The organism is Escherichia coli DSM 30083 = JCM 1649 = ATCC 11775 (assembly GCF_003697165.2).
In the GTDB taxonomy this organism is placed as follows: Bacteria; Pseudomonadota; Gammaproteobacteria; order Enterobacterales; family Enterobacteriaceae; genus Escherichia; species Escherichia coli.
In genome coordinates, this window is the sequence record NZ_CP033092.2 from 558337 (window position 1) to 576287 (window position 17951).

The following is a 17951-nucleotide window of genomic DNA, read 5'->3' on the forward strand; positions in this document are numbered from 1 at the left end:
CAGTTGTAATAAGAGGTTAATCCCTTGAGTGACATGGCGAAAAACCTAATACTCTGGCTGGTCATTGCCGTTGTGCTGATGTCAGTATTCCAGAGCTTTGGGCCCAGCGAGTCTAATGGCCGTAAGGTGGATTACTCTACCTTCCTACAAGAGGTCAATAACGACCAGGTTCGTGAAGCGCGTATCAACGGACGTGAAATCAACGTTACCAAGAAAGATAGTAACCGTTATACCACTTACATTCCGGTTCAGGATCCGAAATTACTGGATAACCTGTTGACCAAGAACGTCAAGGTTGTCGGTGAACCGCCTGAAGAACCAAGCCTGCTGGCTTCTATCTTCATCTCCTGGTTCCCGATGCTGTTGCTGATTGGTGTCTGGATCTTCTTCATGCGTCAAATGCAGGGCGGCGGTGGCAAAGGTGCCATGTCGTTTGGTAAGAGCAAAGCGCGCATGCTGACGGAAGATCAGATCAAAACGACCTTTGCTGACGTTGCGGGCTGCGACGAAGCAAAAGAAGAAGTTGCTGAACTGGTTGAGTATCTGCGCGAGCCGAGCCGCTTCCAGAAACTCGGCGGTAAGATCCCGAAAGGCGTCCTGATGGTCGGTCCTCCGGGTACCGGTAAAACGCTGCTGGCGAAAGCGATTGCAGGCGAAGCAAAAGTTCCGTTCTTTACTATCTCCGGTTCTGACTTCGTAGAAATGTTCGTCGGTGTGGGTGCATCCCGTGTTCGTGATATGTTCGAACAGGCGAAGAAAGCGGCACCGTGCATCATCTTTATCGATGAAATCGACGCCGTAGGCCGCCAGCGTGGCGCAGGTCTGGGCGGTGGTCACGATGAACGTGAACAGACTTTGAACCAGATGCTGGTTGAGATGGATGGCTTCGAAGGTAACGAAGGTATCATCGTTATCGCCGCGACTAACCGTCCGGACGTTCTTGACCCGGCCCTGCTGCGTCCTGGCCGTTTCGACCGTCAGGTTGTGGTTGGCTTGCCAGATGTTCGTGGTCGTGAGCAGATCCTGAAAGTTCACATGCGTCGCGTACCATTGGCACCCGATATCGACGCGGCAATCATTGCCCGTGGTACTCCTGGTTTCTCCGGTGCTGACCTGGCGAACCTGGTGAACGAAGCGGCACTGTTCGCAGCTCGTGGCAATAAACGCGTTGTGTCGATGGTTGAGTTCGAGAAAGCGAAAGACAAAATCATGATGGGTGCGGAACGTCGCTCCATGGTGATGACGGAAGCGCAGAAAGAATCGACGGCTTACCACGAAGCAGGCCATGCGATTATCGGTCGCCTGGTGCCGGAACACGATCCGGTGCACAAAGTGACGATTATCCCACGCGGTCGTGCGCTGGGTGTGACTTTCTTCTTGCCTGAGGGCGACGCAATCAGCGCCAGCCGTCAGAAACTGGAAAGCCAGATTTCTACGCTGTACGGTGGTCGTCTGGCAGAAGAGATCATCTACGGGCCGGAACATGTTTCTACCGGTGCGTCCAACGATATTAAAGTTGCGACCAACCTGGCACGTAACATGGTGACTCAGTGGGGCTTCTCTGAGAAATTGGGTCCACTGCTGTACGCGGAAGAAGAAGGTGAAGTGTTCCTCGGCCGTAGCGTAGCGAAAGCGAAACATATGTCCGATGAAACTGCACGTATCATCGACCAGGAAGTGAAAGCACTGATTGAGCGTAACTATAATCGTGCGCGTCAGCTTCTGACCGACAATATGGATATTCTGCATGCGATGAAAGATGCTCTCATGAAATATGAGACTATCGACGCACCGCAGATTGATGACCTGATGGCACGTCGCGATGTACGTCCGCCAGCGGGCTGGGAAGAACCAGGCGCTTCTAACAATTCTGGCGACAATGGTAGTCCAAAGGCTCCTCGTCCGGTTGATGAACCGCGTACGCCGAACCCGGGTAACACCATGTCAGAGCAGTTAGGCGACAAGTAAGTTCCCGTATCAGATGACTGTATTTGTACCGAAAACCCCGGGGCGTGCTCCGGGGTTTTTTCTTATCAATTCATACCAGGGATAACATCATGAAACTCTTTGCCCAGGGTACTTCACTGGACCTTAGCCATCCTCACGTAATGGGGATCCTCAACGTCACGCCTGATTCCTTTTCGGATGGTGGCACGCATAACTCGCTGTTAGATGCGGTGAAACATGCGAATCTGATGATCAACGCTGGCGCGACGATCATTGACGTTGGTGGCGAGTCCACGCGCCCAGGGGCGGCGGAAGTTAGCGTTGAAGAAGAGTTGCAACGTGTTATTCCTGTGGTTGAGGCAATTGCTCAACGCTTCGAAGTCTGGATCTCGGTAGATACATCCAAACCAGAAGTCATCCGTGAGTCAGCGAAAGTTGGCGCTCACATTATTAACGATATCCGCTCCCTTTCCGAACCTGGTGCTCTGGAGGCGGCTGCAGAAACCGGTTTACCGGTTTGTCTGATGCATATGCAGGGAAATCCAAAAACCATGCAGGAAGCGCCGAAGTATGACGATGTCTTTGCAGAAGTGAATCGCTACTTTATTGAGCAAATAGCACGTTGCGAGCAGGCGGGTATCGCAAAAGAGAAATTGTTGCTCGACCCCGGATTCGGTTTCGGTAAAAATCTCTCCCATAACTATTCATTACTGGCGCGCCTGGCTGAATTTCACCATTTCAACCTGCCGCTGTTGGTGGGTATGTCACGAAAATCGATGATTGGGCAATTGCTGAACGTGGGGCCGTCCGAGCGCCTGAGCGGTAGTCTGGCCTGTGCGGTCATTGCCGCAATGCAAGGCGCGCACATCATTCGTGTTCATGACGTCAAAGAAACCGTAGAAGCGATGCGGGTGGTGGAAGCCACTCTGTCTGCAAAGGAAAACAAACGCTATGAGTAATCGTAAATATTTCGGTACCGATGGGATTCGTGGTCGTGTAGGGGATGCGCCGATCACACCTGATTTTGTGCTTAAGCTGGGTTGGGCCGCGGGTAAAGTGCTGGCGCGCCACGGCTCCCGTAAGATTATTATTGGTAAAGACACGCGTATTTCTGGCTATATGCTGGAGTCAGCACTGGAAGCGGGGCTTGCGGCAGCCGGTCTTTCCGCGCTATTCACTGGCCCGATGCCAACACCGGCCGTGGCTTATCTGACGCGTACCTTCCGCGCAGAGGCTGGAATTGTAATTTCTGCATCGCATAACCCATTCTACGATAACGGCATTAAATTCTTTTCTATTGACGGTACTAAGCTGCCGGATGCAGTTGAAGAAGCCATCGAAGCGGAAATGGAAAAAGAGATCAGTTGTGTTGATTCGGCAGAACTGGGTAAAGCCAGCCGTATCGTTGATGCCGCGGGTCGTTATATCGAGTTTTGCAAAGCCACGTTCCCGAACGAACTTAGCCTCAGTGAACTGAAGATTGTGGTGGATTGTGCAAACGGTGCGACTTACCACATCGCGCCGAACGTACTGCGTGAACTGGGGGCGAACGTTATCGCTATCGGTTGTGAGCCGAACGGTGTAAATATCAATGCCGAAGTGGGGGCTACCGACGTTCGCGCGCTCCAGGCTCGTGTGCTGGCTGAAAAAGCGGATCTCGGTATTGCCTTCGACGGCGACGGCGATCGCGTGATTATGGTTGACCATGAAGGCAATAAAGTCGATGGCGATCAGATCATGTATATCATCGCGCGTGAGGGTCTTCGTCAGGGCCAGCTGCGTGGAGGTGCTGTGGGTACATTGATGAGCAACATGGGGCTTGAACTGGCGCTGAAACAGTTAGGTATTCCATTTGCGCGCGCGAAAGTGGGTGACCGGTACGTACTGGAAAAAATGCAGGAGAAAGGCTGGCGTATCGGTGCAGAGAACTCCGGTCATGTGATCCTGCTGGATAAAACCACTACCGGTGACGGCATTGTTGCTGGCTTGCAGGTGCTGGCGGCGATGGCGCGTAACCATATGAGCCTGCACGACCTTTGCAGCGGCATGAAAATGTTCCCGCAGATTCTGGTTAACGTGCGTTACACAGCAGGCAGCGGCGATCCGCTGGAGCATGAGTCAGTCAAAGCTGTGACCGCAGAAGTTGAAGCTGCGCTGGGTAGCCGTGGACGTGTGCTGTTGCGTAAATCCGGCACCGAACCGTTAATTCGCGTGATGGTGGAAGGCGAAGACGAAGCGCAGGTGACTGAATTTGCACACCGCATCGCCGATGCAGTAAAAGCCGTTTAAAACGATAAATGGCTGGCTAAAAAGGCGGCGATTGTCGCCTTTTTTCTCAGCGAACACATCGGTTTTGCTGTTTTTTTCCGCAGTTGATACAATGCAATAAAATTGCCCTTGCGAAGGTCATTCGCTTTGGTTAGTATTCACACCCGCTTCAGTGGGAAAGATTAAAAACTCCCGCTTTATTGGTTGAAGCATTGGTACGCGGCAACTCCGCAAGGAACAGGTTGATTATGTACGAAGCTCTTTTAGTAGTTTTCCTTATTGTGGCAATTGGCCTTGTTGGTCTGATCATGCTGCAGCAAGGTAAAGGCGCTGATATGGGAGCCTCCTTCGGAGCAGGCGCTTCCGCTACGCTGTTTGGTTCAAGTGGTTCTGGTAACTTCATGACCCGCATGACAGCGCTGCTGGCAACGTTATTCTTCATCATCAGTCTGGTGCTGGGTAACATCAATAGCAACAAAACCAATAAAGGTAGCGAATGGGAAAACCTGAGTGCGCCGGCGAAAACCGAACAAACTCAGCCAGCTGCTCCGGCTAAGCCGACCAGCGATATCCCGAACTAAAAAGTAGTATCCGTGCCGAGGTGGTGGAATTGGTAGACACGCTACCTTGAGGTGGTAGTGCCCAATAGGGCTTACGGGTTCAAGTCCCGTCCTCGGTACCAAATTCCAGAAAGACGCTGAAAAGCGTCTTTTTTCGTTTTGGTCCTGGTCTGAGGAATGGTTGTCAGGTATCTGTATCTCGTCCAGTTGCTTTACTCGTAGCTGGTACTTTGAAACGATGGTGCCGGTACGCCTTAGTTATAAACTTTTCCCTTCTGCTGACATAATTGGCACTTTATTGTGTCAACTCCAGTTCCGGTACGAATACGGATATGTTTACTTCTCGATAAACCATCCTGCTCCTGTCAGTATAACTACTGATGGCTACGTTCTGCGTAATGTTTAGAGACGCATTGATAATGTTATTTAATTACTGAGAACAATGGCCGCATCATTTAAAAAGAAAAAACTAACAGTGTTTCGGTCTGATATGGATCAGAGTTGAAAAACATGTCTGATATAAAATTGAACATTGTTGATAATTGTTTATATTGGTTGTGAACTTGGATTTCTGGATGACAGTATTCAACAAATTTGTTAGAAGTTTTAAATCTCATTGGTTGTTGTATCTTTGTGTTATTGTTTTTGGTATTACGAACTTAGTCGCCTCTTCCGGAGCACATATGGTTCAGCGATTGCTGTTTTTCGTTCTGACCATCCTGGTTGTTAAACGTATATCATCCCTTCCGCTTCGCCTGCTTATTGCCGTACCATTTGTGTTACTGACTGCGGCAGATATGAGTATTAGCCTCTATTCATGGTGTATCTTTGGTACAACTTTCAATGATGGATTTGCGATTAGTGTGCTGCAGAGTGATCCGGATGAAGTTGTCAAAATGCTGGGAATGTATATCCCTTATCTATGTGCTTTTGCCTTTTTATCCCTTCTTTTTTTTGCAGTAATAATAAAATATGATGTTTCCTTGCCGACAAAAAAAGTGACAGGAATATTATTGCTGATTGTCATTTCGGGCAGTTTATTTTCCGCTTGTCAATTTGCTTATAAAGATGCAAAAAATAAAGAGGCGTTCAGTCCATATATACTAGCGTCGCGATTTGCTACCTATACGCCGTTTTTCAATCTCAATTATTTTGCTTTAGCAGCGAAAGAGCATCAAAGATTACTCTCAATTGCAAACACGGTGCCGTATTTTCAACTATCAGTCAGGGATACAGGTATTGATACCTACGTGTTGATTGTGGGGGAGTCTGTACGTGTCGACAATATGTCTTTGTATGGATATACACGCTCTACGACACCGCAAGTCGAAGCACAAAGAAAGCAGATCAAACTGTTTAATCAAGCAATAAGCGGTGCACCTTACACTGCGCTGTCGGTTCCCCTTTCTTTAACTGCTGATTCTGTTTTGAGTCATGACATTCATAATTACCCGGACAACATTATTAATATGGCTAATCAAGCAGGATTTCAGACTTTCTGGCTAAGCTCGCAATCCGCTTTCCGGCAGAATGGTACAGCAGTTACCAGTATCGCCATGCGCGCCATGGAAACAGTCTATGTCAGAGGATTTGATGAATTGTTGTTGCCGCATTTATCGCAAGCGTTACAGCAAAAGACGCAGCAAAAAAAACTGATTGTTCTTCATTTAAATGGAAGCCATGAACCGGCTTGTAGCGCCTATCCGCAATCCAGCGCCGTGTTTCAACCGCAGGACGATCAGGATGCCTGCTATGACAACTCCATTCATTACACAGATAGTTTGCTAGGTCAGGTTTTTGAATTATTAAAAGATCGCCGCGCCTCGGTCATGTATTTTGCCGACCACGGCCTGGAACGCGACCCTACGAAGAAGAACGTCTATTTTCATGGAGGTAGGGAGGCTAGCCAGCAGGCATATCATGTCCCTATGTTTATCTGGTATAGCCCCGTTCTTGGGGATGGCGTGGATCGCACAACGGAAAACGATATCTTTTCCACTGCGTACAATAATTACCTTATTAATGCGTGGATGGGGGTAACAAAGCCGGAACAGCCGCAAACGCTGGAGGAAGTGATTGCACACTATAAAGGAGACTCACGGGTTGTAGATGCAAACCATGATGTTTTCGATTTTGTGATGCTAAGAAAGGAATTTACTGAGGATAAGCAAGGTAACCCCACCCCTGAAGGGCAGGGTTGATGTCGAATTACTGGCCTTTATTTTCCAGATTCTCCACCTGCGGCACGCCTGAAGTGGCAGAGGAGGAGAGCAGGCCAGTTTTGGCATAACCAAAAAGTTTCTCTCGGGTATCAGTGATATCCAGATTACGCATGGTCAATTGACCAATACGATCATCTGGCGAGAACACCGAGTCGCCTTTTTCCATCGTCAGACGCTCTGGCTTGTAGGTCAGGTTCTCTGAGACGGTATTCAGGATTGAATAATCGTTCCCGCGGCGCAGCTCCAGAGTAACTTCACCAGTGATCTGGCTGGCAACCCAGCGTTGCAGAGAGTCCCGCAGCATCAGCGCCTGGGAATCAAACCAACGCCCCTGGTACAGCAGACGGCCCAACTGACGACCATGTGCATGATACTGCTCGATGGTGTCTTCGTTGTGAATACCGGTCAGCAGACGTTCATAAGCGATATGCAGCAGCGCCATCCCCGGAGCCTCGTAAATACCACGGCTTTTCGCTTCGATGATACGGTTTTCAATCTGGTCGCTCATGCCCAGGCCGTGACGACCGCCGATGCGGTTAGCTTCCAGCAACATTTCTACGTCGTCGCTAAAGGTTTTACCGTTCAGCGCCACCGGATGACCTTGCTCAAAGCGTACTGTGACTTCTTCTGCCGGGATTTTCACGCTCTCATCCCAAAACTTCACGCCCATAATTGGGTTGACGATTTTGACGCTGGAGTTGAGGTATTCCAGATCCTTCGCTTCATGCGTTGCACCAAGCATGTTGGAGTCCGTGGAGTAAGCTTTTTCGACAGACATTTTGTAGTCGAAACCGCAGGCAATCATAAATTCAGACATCTCATGACGGCCGCCCAGTTCATCAATAAAGTCAGTATCAAGCCACGGTTTGTAAATCTGCAGTTCAGCATTGGTCAGCAGACCGTAACGGTAGAAACGTTCGATATCGTTTCCTTTATAGGTGCTGCCGTCACCCCAGATATTCACGCCATCTTCTTTCATAGCAGCAACCAGCATGGTGCCGGTCACGGCGCGGCCCAGCGGCGTCGTGTTGAAATAGGTCAGTCCACCAGTGGTGTTATGAAATGCGCCACACTGAATAGCGGCAATACCTTCGGCCACCAGTTGTTTGCGGCAGTCGATCAGACGTGCGTTCTCCGCGCCGTATTCCATGGCACGACGAGGGATCGCATCATAATCCTCTTCGTCTGGCTGGCCCAGGTTTGCAGTATATGCATAAGGAACAGCTCCCTTTTGTCGCATCCACAGCAGTGCGGCACTGGTGTCCAGACCGCCGGAAAAAGCGATACCAATACGTTGACCTACCGGGAGATGCTTGAGAATCGTCGTCATAAAATAACACCCTGCTTAATTAACTGATGATGAGCCTGGATTTCTGCTCTCACTGAATTTTTATGCAAAATAAATGAGTTTTCATTTAATCATCTTTTATCGGAGACAGGAAGAGTTTAGTGTGTTTTTTGTAAAATAATGCGCTTAAGGGAAAGCAGGAGAAGGTAAAAGTATTCAACAAATGAAAGTGAACTGGATATTCATTCACGTGATTAGCAATAAACGTTGACAAAATGTGGCGTGGATCACTATAATGCCTGCAGATTTTACGTCCCGTCTCGGTACACCAAATCCCAGCAGTATTTGCATTTTTTACCCAAAACGAGTAGAATTTGCCACGTTTCAGGCGCGGGGTGGAGCAGCCTGGTAGCTCGTCGGGCTCATAACCCGAAGGTCGTCGGTTCAAATCCGGCCCCCGCAACCACTTTCCCTTAGAGTCCTTTTTCAAATATACTGTGAAGACTTCGGCCTTCGTAGTGGGATTTGAAAAAATCCTTCTGGAAAGTGCTCCAGACCGCAGTTGCGGTTATAGGGTTCAGTTATATAAAGCCCCGATTTATCGGGGTTTTTTGTTATCTGACTACAGAATAACTGGGCTTTAGGCCCTTTTTTTATGTCTTGGGGGTGGGCTTGTCCACATTAGAGCAAAAATTAACAGAGATGATTACTGCGCCAGTTGAGGCCCTGGGTTTTGAACTGGTTGGCATCGAATTTATTCGCGGTCGCACATCCACACTGCGCATCTATATTGATAGTGAAGATGGCATCAATGTTGATGATTGTGCTGATGTGAGCCACCAGGTAAGTGCTGTGCTGGATGTTGAAGACCCCATCACCGTTGCTTATAACCTGGAAGTCTCCTCACCGGGTCTCGATCGCCCACTGTTCACGGCTGAACACTACGCCCGTTTTGTCGGAGAAGAGGTGACTCTGGTTCTCCGTATGGCGGTACAAAACCGTCGTAAATGGCAGGGCGTTATCAAAGCGGTAGACGGTGAAATGATCACAGTTACCGTCGAAGGTAAAGATGAAGTGTTCGCGCTGAGTAATATCCAGAAGGCGAACCTGGTTCCCCACTTTTAATAGTCTGGATGAGGTGAAAAGCCCGCGATGAACAAAGAAATTTTGGCTGTAGTTGAAGCCGTATCCAATGAAAAGGCGCTACCTCGCGAGAAGATTTTCGAAGCATTGGAAAGCGCGCTGGCGACAGCAACAAAGAAAAAATATGAACAAGAAATCGACGTTCGCGTACAGATCGATCGCAAAAGCGGTGATTTTGACACCTTCCGTCGCTGGTTAGTTGTTGATGAAGTCACCCAGCCGACCAAGGAAATCACCCTTGAAGCCGCACGTTATGAAGATGAAAGCCTGAACCTGGGCGATTACGTTGAAGATCAGATTGAGTCTGTTACCTTTGACCGTATCACTACCCAGACGGCAAAACAGGTTATCGTGCAGAAAGTGCGTGAAGCCGAACGTGCGATGGTGGTTGATCAGTTCCGTGAACACGAAGGTGAAATCATCACCGGCGTGGTGAAAAAAGTAAACCGCGACAACATCTCTCTGGATTTGGGCAACAACGCTGAAGCCGTGATCCTGCGCGAAGATATGCTGCCGCGTGAAAACTTCCGCCCTGGCGACCGCGTTCGTGGCGTGCTCTATTCCGTTCGCCCGGAAGCGCGTGGCGCGCAGCTGTTCGTCACCCGCTCCAAGCCGGAAATGCTGATCGAACTGTTCCGTATTGAAGTGCCGGAAATCGGCGAAGAAGTGATTGAAATTAAAGCAGCGGCTCGCGACCCGGGATCTCGTGCGAAAATTGCGGTGAAAACCAACGATAAACGTATCGATCCGGTAGGTGCTTGCGTAGGTATGCGTGGCGCGCGTGTTCAGGCGGTTTCTACTGAACTGGGCGGCGAGCGTATCGATATTGTCCTGTGGGATGATAACCCGGCGCAGTTTGTGATTAACGCAATGGCACCGGCAGACGTTGCTTCTATCGTGGTGGATGAAGATAAACACACCATGGATATCGCCGTTGAAGCCGGTAACCTGGCGCAGGCGATTGGCCGTAACGGTCAGAACGTGCGTCTGGCTTCGCAGCTGAGCGGTTGGGAACTCAACGTGATGACCGTTGACGACCTGCAGGCTAAGCATCAGGCGGAAGCGCACGCAGCGATCGACACCTTCACCAAATATCTCGATATCGATGAAGACTTCGCGACTGTTCTGGTAGAAGAAGGCTTCTCGACGCTGGAAGAACTGGCCTATGTGCCGATGAAAGAGCTGTTGGAAATCGAAGGCCTTGATGAGCCGACCGTTGAAGCACTGCGCGAGCGTGCTAAAAATGCACTGGCCACCATTGCACAGGCCCAGGAAGAAAGCCTCGGTGATAACAAACCGGCTGACGATCTGCTGAACCTTGAAGGGGTAGATCGTGATTTGGCATTCAAACTGGCCGCCCGTGGCGTTTGTACGCTGGAAGATCTCGCCGAACAGGGCATTGATGATCTGGCTGATATCGAAGGGTTGACCGACGAAAAAGCCGGAGCACTGATTATGGCTGCCCGTAATATTTGCTGGTTCGGTGACGAAGCGTAATAAACTGTAGCAGGAAGGAACAGCATGACAGATGTAACGATTAAAACGCTGGCTGCAGAGCGACAGACCTCCGTGGAACGCCTGGTACAGCAATTTGCTGATGCAGGTATCCGGAAGTCTGCTGACGACTCTGTGTCTGCACAAGAGAAACAGACTTTGATTGACCACCTGAATCAGAAAAATTCAGGCCCGGACAAATTGACGCTGCAACGTAAAACACGCAGCACCCTTAACATTCCTGGTACCGGTGGAAAAAGCAAATCGGTACAAATCGAAGTCCGCAAGAAACGCACCTTTGTGAAACGCGATCCGCAAGAGGCTGAGCGCCTTGCAGCGGAAGAGCAAGCGCAGCGTGAAGCGGAAGAGCAAGCCCGTCGTGAGGCAGAAGAATCGGCTAAACGCGAGGCGCAACAAAAAGCTGAACGTGAGGCCGCAGAACAAGCTAAGCGTGAAGCTGCTGAACAAGCGAAACGTGAAGCTGCGGAAAAAGACAAAGTGAGCAATCAACAAGACGATATGACTAAAAACGCCCAGGCTGAAAAAGCCCGCCGTGAGCAGGAAGCTGCAGAGCTCAAGCGTAAAGCCGAAGAAGAAGCGCGTCGTAAACTCGAAGAAGAAGCACGTCGCGTTGCTGAAGAAGCACGTCGTATGGCGGAAGAAAACAAATGGACTGATAACGCGGAACCGACTGAAGATTCCAGCGATTATCACGTCACTACTTCTCAACATGCTCGCCAGGCAGAAGACGAAAGCGATCGTGAAGTCGAAGGCGGCCGTGGCCGTGGTCGTAACGCGAAAGCAGCGCGTCCGAAGAAAGGCAACAAACACGCTGAATCAAAAGCTGATCGTGAAGAAGCTCGCGCAGCAGTACGTGGCGGTAAGGGCGGAAAACGTAAAGGTTCTTCGCTGCAGCAAGGCTTCCAGAAGCCAGCTCAGGCCGTTAACCGTGACGTTGTGATCGGCGAAACCATCACCGTTGGCGAACTGGCGAACAAGATGGCGGTTAAAGGCTCTCAGGTCATCAAAGCGATGATGAAACTGGGCGCAATGGCAACCATCAACCAGGTTATCGATCAGGAAACCGCACAGCTGGTTGCTGAAGAGATGGGCCACAAAGTTATCCTGCGTCGTGAAAACGAGCTGGAAGAGGCGGTAATGAGCGACCGTGACACGGGTGCTGCGGCTGAACCGCGCGCGCCGGTTGTGACCATCATGGGTCACGTTGACCACGGTAAAACCTCTCTGCTGGACTACATTCGTTCAACGAAAGTGGCCTCTGGCGAAGCGGGCGGCATTACCCAGCACATTGGTGCATACCACGTTGAAACTGAAAACGGCATGATCACCTTCCTGGACACCCCGGGGCACGCCGCGTTTACTTCAATGCGTGCACGTGGTGCGCAGGCAACGGACATCGTAGTCCTGGTTGTTGCTGCAGACGACGGTGTAATGCCGCAGACCATCGAAGCTATCCAGCACGCGAAAGCGGCGGGTGTTCCGGTGGTGGTTGCTGTGAACAAAATCGATAAACCAGAAGCCGATCCGGATCGCGTTAAGAACGAACTCTCCCAGTACGGCATCCTGCCAGAAGAGTGGGGCGGCGAAAGCCAGTTCGTACACGTATCTGCAAAAGCGGGTACCGGTATTGATGAACTGCTGGATGCTATCCTGCTGCAGGCGGAAGTTCTGGAGCTGAAAGCGGTACGTAAAGGTATGGCGAGCGGTGCGGTTATCGAATCCTTCCTCGATAAAGGTCGTGGTCCGGTTGCTACCGTTCTGGTACGTGAAGGTACTCTGCACAAGGGCGATATCGTTCTGTGTGGCTTCGAATACGGTCGTGTTCGTGCAATGCGTAACGAACTGGGTCAGGAAGTGCTGGAAGCGGGTCCGTCCATTCCGGTGGAAATCCTTGGCCTGTCCGGCGTACCGGCTGCGGGTGATGAAGTTACCGTTGTACGTGACGAGAAGAAAGCGCGTGAAGTTGCACTCTATCGTCAGGGTAAATTCCGCGAAGTTAAACTGGCGCGTCAGCAGAAATCTAAACTCGAGAACATGTTCGCCAACATGACCGAAGGCGAAGTTCACGAAGTGAATATTGTCCTGAAGGCAGACGTACAGGGTTCTGTGGAAGCAATTTCCGACTCCTTGCTGAAACTGTCTACTGACGAAGTTAAAGTGAAGATCATCGGTTCTGGCGTAGGTGGTATCACCGAAACCGACGCTACCCTGGCTGCGGCGTCCAACGCCATCCTGGTTGGCTTCAACGTACGTGCTGATGCCTCTGCACGTAAAGTGATTGAAGCGGAAAGCCTGGATCTGCGTTACTACTCCGTCATCTATAACCTGATCGACGAAGTGAAAGCGGCGATGAGCGGTATGCTGTCTCCGGAACTGAAACAGCAGATTATCGGTCTGGCGGAAGTTCGTGACGTGTTCAAATCACCGAAATTTGGTGCTATCGCAGGTTGTATGGTTACCGAAGGTGTGGTTAAACGTCACAACCCGATCCGCGTTCTGCGCGACAACGTGGTTATCTACGAAGGCGAGCTGGAGTCCCTGCGACGCTTCAAAGATGACGTTAACGAAGTCCGTAACGGTATGGAATGTGGTATCGGCGTTAAGAACTACAACGATGTCCGCACTGGCGATGTGATCGAAGTATTCGAAATCATCGAGATCCAACGTACTATCGCTTAAGGTTTTTAGGGTTCCATGCGGGATAAGGCGTTTATGTCGCATCCTGCATGGATTGCCTGATGCGACGCTGGCGCGTCTTATCAGGCCAACGTGAACAGCCCTTCCACCTGAAATTAATTTTAAAAAGGGGCTAACAGCCCCTTTTTTGTCAGGAGAATTTATTATGGCGAAAGAATTTGGTCGCCCGCAGCGCGTAGCGCAGGAAATGCAAAAAGAGATCGCTCTCATCCTGCAGCGTGAAATTAAAGATCCTCGTCTGGGCATGATGACCACCGTTTCCGGTGTCGAAATGTCTCGCGACCTGGCGTATGCCAAAGTATATGTGACGTTCCTCAACGACAAAGATGAAGACGCGGTTAAAGCGGGCATCAAAGCGTTGCAGGAAGCTTCTGGTTTCATCCGCAGCCTGCTGGGGAAAGCGATGCGCCTGCGTATCGTGCCGGAACTGACCTTCTTCTACGACAACTCTCTGGTTGAAGGGATGCGCATGTCAAACCTGGTGACCAGCGTGGTCAAACATGACGAAGAACGTCGTGTTAACCCGGACGACAGCAAGGAGGACTAATGAGTCGTCCTCGTCGTCGCGGTCGCGACATTAACGGCGTTTTGTTGCTGGATAAACCGCAGGGGATGTCCAGCAACGATGCGCTGCAAAAAGTGAAACGGATTTATAACGCCAACCGTGCCGGGCATACCGGTGCGCTGGACCCGCTGGCGACCGGCATGTTGCCAATTTGCCTCGGGGAAGCGACGAAGTTTTCCCAGTATCTGCTGGACTCCGACAAACGCTATCGGGTCATTGCGCGTCTTGGACAGCGTACCGATACTTCTGATGCCGACGGACAAATCGTTGAAGAACGTCCGGTAACCTTTAGTGCAGAGCAACTGGCGGCGGCGCTGGATACCTTCCGTGGCGATATCGAACAGATCCCTTCGATGTATTCAGCACTGAAATATCAGGGCAAAAAACTGTACGAATACGCGCGTCAGGGCATTGAAGTTCCGCGTGAAGCGCGCCCGATTACCGTTTATGAATTGCTGTTTATTCGCCATGAAGGCAATGAGCTGGAGCTGGAAATTCACTGCTCAAAAGGCACTTATATCCGCACTATCATTGACGATCTCGGCGAAAAACTCGGTTGTGGCGCGCATGTTATTTACTTGCGTCGTCTGGCGGTAAGTAAATATCCGGTTGAACGGATGGTGACCCTGGAACATCTGCGTGAACTGGTTGAGCAAGCCGAACAGCAGGATATTCCGGCTGCGGAGTTACTTGATCCATTACTGATGCCAATGGACAGTCCAGCTTCGGACTACCCAGTGGTGAATCTTCCGTTAACGTCTTCTGTTTACTTCAAAAATGGTAACCCAGTTCGTACATCCGGTGCGCCGCTGGAAGGACTGGTTCGCGTTACAGAGGGTGAGAACGGCAAGTTTATCGGTATGGGCGAAATTGACGATGAAGGCCGCGTTGCGCCTCGTCGCCTGGTGGTTGAATACCCGGCGTAATGTTAACCGTCTTGCGATAACAGGTCGCTACGAGTAGAATACTGCCGCTTAACGTCGCGTAAATTGTTTAACACTTTGCGTAACGTACACTGGGATCGCTGAATTAGAGATCGGCGTCCTTTCATTCTATATACTTTGGAGTTTTAAAATGTCTCTAAGTACTGAAGCAACAGCTAAAATCGTTTCTGAGTTTGGTCGTGACGCAAACGACACCGGTTCTACCGAAGTTCAGGTAGCACTGCTGACTGCACAGATCAACCACCTGCAGGGCCACTTTGCAGAGCACAAAAAAGATCACCACAGCCGTCGTGGTCTGCTGCGCATGGTTTCTCAGCGTCGTAAACTGCTCGACTACCTGAAACGTAAAGACGTAGCACGTTACACCCAGCTCATCGAGCGCCTGGGTCTGCGTCGCTAATTCTTGCGAGTTTCAGAAAAGGGGGCCTGAGTGGCCCCTTTTTTCAAGCTGACGGCAGCAATTCACTGGAAACTAATGTATTGTTGCTATGAATGATCTTCCGTTGCAGAGGTTCGCGCGGCTAATGAGAGGCTTTACCCACATAGAGCTGGGTTAGGGTTGTCATTAGTCGCGAGGATGCGCAGAAGATCGGGTATTAACACCAGTACCGTAAGGTACTGTCTAAGAAAGAGAAAGGATATTACATTGCTTAATCCGATCGTTCGTAAATTCCAGTACGGCCAACACACCGTGACTCTGGAAACCGGCATGATGGCTCGTCAGGCTACTGCCGCTGTTATGGTTAGCATGGATGACACCGCGGTATTTGTTACCGTTGTTGGTCAGAAAAAAGCCAAACCAGGTCAGGACTTCTTCCCGCTGACCGTTAACTATCAGGAGCGTACCTACGCTGCTGGTCGTATCCCGGGTAGCTTCTTCCGTCGTGAAGGCCGCCCAAGCGAAGGCGAAACCCTGATCGCGCGTCTGATTGACCGCCCGATTCGCCCGCTGTTCCCGGAAGGCTTCGTCAACGAAGTTCAGGTTATCGCCACCGTGGTTTCTGTTAACCCGCAAGTTAACCCGGATATCGTCGCGATGATTGGTGCTTCCGCAGCACTGTCTCTGTCTGGTATTCCGTTCAATGGTCCGATTGGTGCTGCCCGCGTAGGTTACATCAATGACCAGTACGTACTGAACCCGACTCAGGACGAGTTGAAAGAGAGCAAACTGGATCTGGTTGTTGCGGGTACTGAAGCCGCTGTACTGATGGTTGAATCTGAAGCTGAACTGCTGAGCGAAGACCAGATGCTGGGCGCAGTAGTCTTCGGTCATGAACAACAGCAGGTTGTTATTCAGAACATCAATGAACTGGTGAAAGAAGCCGGTAAACCGCGTTGGGATTGGCAGCCGGAGCCGGTAAACGAAGCGCTGAACGCGCGCGTTGCTGCGCTGGCTGAAGCTCGTCTGAGCGATGCTTACCGCATCACCGACAAACAAGAGCGTTATGCGCAGGTTGATGTCATCAAATCTGAAACCATCGCGACACTGCTTGCTGAAGACGAAACCCTGGACGAAAACGAACTGGGTGAAATTCTGCACGCTATCGAGAAAAATGTTGTTCGTAGCCGCGTACTGGCAGGCGAACCGCGTATCGACGGTCGTGAAAAAGATATGATCCGTGGTCTGGATGTGCGTACTGGTGTGCTGCCGCGTACTCACGGTTCTGCGCTGTTCACCCGTGGTGAAACGCAGGCGCTGGTTACCGCAACGCTGGGTACTGCTCGTGACGCGCAGGTTCTTGATGAACTGATGGGCGAACGTACCGATACCTTCCTGTTCCACTACAACTTCCCTCCGTACTCCGTAGGCGAAACCGGCATGGTCGGTTCTCCGAAGCGTCGTGAAATTGGTCACGGTCGTCTGGCGAAGCGCGGCGTGCTGGCAGTAATGCCGGATATGGACAAATTCCCGTACACCGTACGTGTTGTGTCTGAAATTACCGAATCCAACGGTTCCTCTTCTATGGCTTCCGTGTGCGGCGCGTCTCTGGCGCTGATGGACGCAGGTGTGCCAATCAAAGCTGCCGTTGCGGGTATCGCAATGGGTCTGGTGAAAGAAGGCGACAACTACGTTGTACTGTCTGACATTTTGGGCGACGAAGATCACCTGGGCGATATGGACTTCAAAGTTGCGGGTTCCCGTGACGGTATCTCTGCATTGCAGATGGATATCAAAATTGAAGGTATCACCAAAGAGATCATGCAGGTTGCACTGAACCAGGCTAAAGGTGCGCGTCTGCATATCCTGGGGGTAATGGAACAGGCGATCAACGCGCCGCGTGGCGATATCTCTGAGTTCGCACCGCGTATCCATACCATCAAGATCAACCCGGACAAGATCAAAGATGTTATCGGTAAAGGCGGTTCTGTAATCCGTGCTCTGACCGAAGAAACCGGCACCACCATCGAAATTGAAGATGACGGTACTGTGAAGATTGCAGCGACCGACGGCGAGAAAGCGAAACACGCGATTCGTCGTATCGAAGAGATCACTGCAGAAATCGAAGTGGGCCGCGTCTACAATGGTAAAGTGACCCGTATCGTTGACTTTGGCGCATTTGTTGCCATTGGTGGCGGTAAAGAAGGTCTGGTCCACATCTCTCAAATCGCTGATAAACGCGTTGAGAAAGTGACCGATTACCTGCAGATGGGTCAGGAAGTACCGGTGAAAGTGCTGGAAGTTGATCGCCAGGGCCGTATCCGTCTGAGCATTAAAGAAGCGACTGAGCAGTCTCAACCTGCTGCAGCACCGGAAGCTCCGGCTGCTGAACAGGGCGAGTAAGGTTGCCATTTGCCCTCCGC

Annotated in this window: 13 protein-coding genes and 2 tRNA genes; 14 read left to right on the forward strand and 1 reads right to left on the reverse strand. The window is 50.8% G+C overall.

Annotation, left to right across the window (positions count from 1 at the left end; translation table 11 throughout):
• Positions 1-33 precede the first annotated feature (33 nt).
• The 6 genes from ftsH to yhbX all read left to right on the forward strand — a co-directional run bounded on the left by ftsH (position 34) and on the right by yhbX (position 6976).
• Complete coding sequence (gene ftsH, locus EAS44_RS03550; protein ID WP_001107467.1) at positions 34-1968, forward strand: ATP-dependent zinc metalloprotease FtsH; 1935 nt, start codon at positions 34-36, stop codon at positions 1966-1968.
• Between the two features lie 89 nt (positions 1969-2057).
• Positions 2058-2906, forward strand: coding sequence for a dihydropteroate synthase (folP, locus tag EAS44_RS03555; RefSeq protein WP_000764750.1), 849 nt, complete (start codon positions 2058-2060; stop codon positions 2904-2906).
• Complete coding sequence (glmM, locus tag EAS44_RS03560; RefSeq protein ID WP_000071137.1) at positions 2899-4236, forward strand: phosphoglucosamine mutase; 1338 nt, start codon at positions 2899-2901, stop codon at positions 4234-4236. The genes folP and glmM overlap by 8 nt, the downstream gene beginning before the upstream one ends.
• 227 nt (positions 4237-4463) lie before the next feature.
• A complete protein-coding gene (gene secG, locus EAS44_RS03565; protein ID WP_001295556.1) occupies positions 4464-4796 on the forward strand; it encodes a preprotein translocase subunit SecG in 333 nt (110 codons plus the stop codon).
• Between the two features lie 14 nt (positions 4797-4810).
• A tRNA-Leu gene (locus EAS44_RS03570) sits at positions 4811-4897 on the forward strand.
• A 453-nt stretch (positions 4898-5350) separates the two neighbouring features.
• Complete coding sequence (yhbX, locus tag EAS44_RS03575) at positions 5351-6976, forward strand: phosphoethanolamine transferase (RefSeq protein WP_001447240.1); 1626 nt, start codon at positions 5351-5353, stop codon at positions 6974-6976.
• 7 nt (positions 6977-6983) lie between these two features.
• On the opposite strand, the gene argG is transcribed toward yhbX, so the two are convergent.
• Positions 6984-8327, reverse strand: coding sequence for an argininosuccinate synthase (gene argG / locus EAS44_RS03580; RefSeq protein ID WP_000207671.1), 1344 nt, complete (start codon positions 8325-8327; stop codon positions 6984-6986).
• Positions 8328-8674: 347 nt separating this feature from the next.
• Here argG and EAS44_RS03585 point away from each other — a divergent pair.
• The 8 genes from EAS44_RS03585 (at position 8675) to pnp (ending at position 17931) form a co-directional block, all read left to right on the forward strand.
• A tRNA-Met gene (locus EAS44_RS03585) sits at positions 8675-8751 on the forward strand.
• 206 nt (positions 8752-8957) lie between these two features.
• A complete protein-coding gene (gene rimP / locus EAS44_RS03590; protein WP_001300397.1) occupies positions 8958-9410 on the forward strand; it encodes a ribosome maturation factor RimP in 453 nt (150 codons plus the stop codon).
• Positions 9411-9437: 27 nt separating this feature from the next.
• Positions 9438-10925, forward strand: coding sequence for a transcription termination factor NusA (nusA, locus tag EAS44_RS03595; RefSeq protein WP_001031057.1), 1488 nt, complete (start codon positions 9438-9440; stop codon positions 10923-10925).
• A gap of 24 nt (positions 10926-10949) precedes the next feature.
• Positions 10950-13622: a translation initiation factor IF-2 gene (gene infB, locus EAS44_RS03600; protein ID WP_000133040.1), complete on the forward strand. Its 2673-nt coding sequence runs from the start codon at positions 10950-10952 to the stop codon at positions 13620-13622.
• Between the two features lie 163 nt (positions 13623-13785).
• Positions 13786-14187, forward strand: a complete 402-nt coding sequence (gene rbfA / locus EAS44_RS03605) for a 30S ribosome-binding factor RbfA (RefSeq protein WP_001040205.1) — start codon at positions 13786-13788, stop codon at positions 14185-14187.
• Positions 14187-15131 (forward strand): tRNA pseudouridine(55) synthase TruB, encoded by a 945-nt coding sequence (gene truB, locus EAS44_RS03610; protein ID WP_000089698.1) that lies wholly within the window; start codon positions 14187-14189, stop codon positions 15129-15131. Before rbfA ends, truB begins: the two co-directional genes overlap by 1 nt.
• A gap of 148 nt (positions 15132-15279) precedes the next feature.
• Positions 15280-15549, forward strand: a complete 270-nt coding sequence (gene rpsO, locus EAS44_RS03615) for a 30S ribosomal protein S15 (RefSeq protein ID WP_000059466.1) — start codon at positions 15280-15282, stop codon at positions 15547-15549.
• Between the two features lie 246 nt (positions 15550-15795).
• Positions 15796-17931, forward strand: coding sequence for a polyribonucleotide nucleotidyltransferase (gene pnp / locus EAS44_RS03620; protein ID WP_001298330.1), 2136 nt, complete (start codon positions 15796-15798; stop codon positions 17929-17931).
• Positions 17932-17951: the final 20 nt, after the last annotated feature.

Bases quoted from the DNA above. Each gene is read 5' to 3' on its own strand.
- ftsH (WP_001107467.1), top strand. From the start codon at position 34: ATGGCGAAAAACCTAATACTCTGGCTGGTCATTGCCGTTGTGCTGATG.
- folP (WP_000764750.1), top strand. From the start codon at position 2,058: ATGAAACTCTTTGCCCAGGGTACTTCACTGGACCTTAGCCATCCTCAC.
- glmM (WP_000071137.1), top strand. From the start codon at position 2,899: ATGAGTAATCGTAAATATTTCGGTACCGATGGGATTCGTGGTCGTGTA.
- secG (WP_001295556.1), top strand. From the start codon at position 4,464: ATGTACGAAGCTCTTTTAGTAGTTTTCCTTATTGTGGCAATTGGCCTT.
- yhbX (WP_001447240.1), top strand. From the start codon at position 5,351: ATGACAGTATTCAACAAATTTGTTAGAAGTTTTAAATCTCATTGGTTG.
- argG (WP_000207671.1), bottom strand. From the start codon at position 8,327: ATGACGACGATTCTCAAGCATCTCCCGGTAGGTCAACGTATTGGTATC.
- nusA (WP_001031057.1), top strand. From the start codon at position 9,438: ATGAACAAAGAAATTTTGGCTGTAGTTGAAGCCGTATCCAATGAAAAG.
- infB (WP_000133040.1), top strand. From the start codon at position 10,950: ATGACAGATGTAACGATTAAAACGCTGGCTGCAGAGCGACAGACCTCC.
- rbfA (WP_001040205.1), top strand. From the start codon at position 13,786: ATGGCGAAAGAATTTGGTCGCCCGCAGCGCGTAGCGCAGGAAATGCAA.
- truB (WP_000089698.1), top strand. From the start codon at position 14,187: ATGAGTCGTCCTCGTCGTCGCGGTCGCGACATTAACGGCGTTTTGTTG.
- rpsO (WP_000059466.1), top strand. From the start codon at position 15,280: ATGTCTCTAAGTACTGAAGCAACAGCTAAAATCGTTTCTGAGTTTGGT.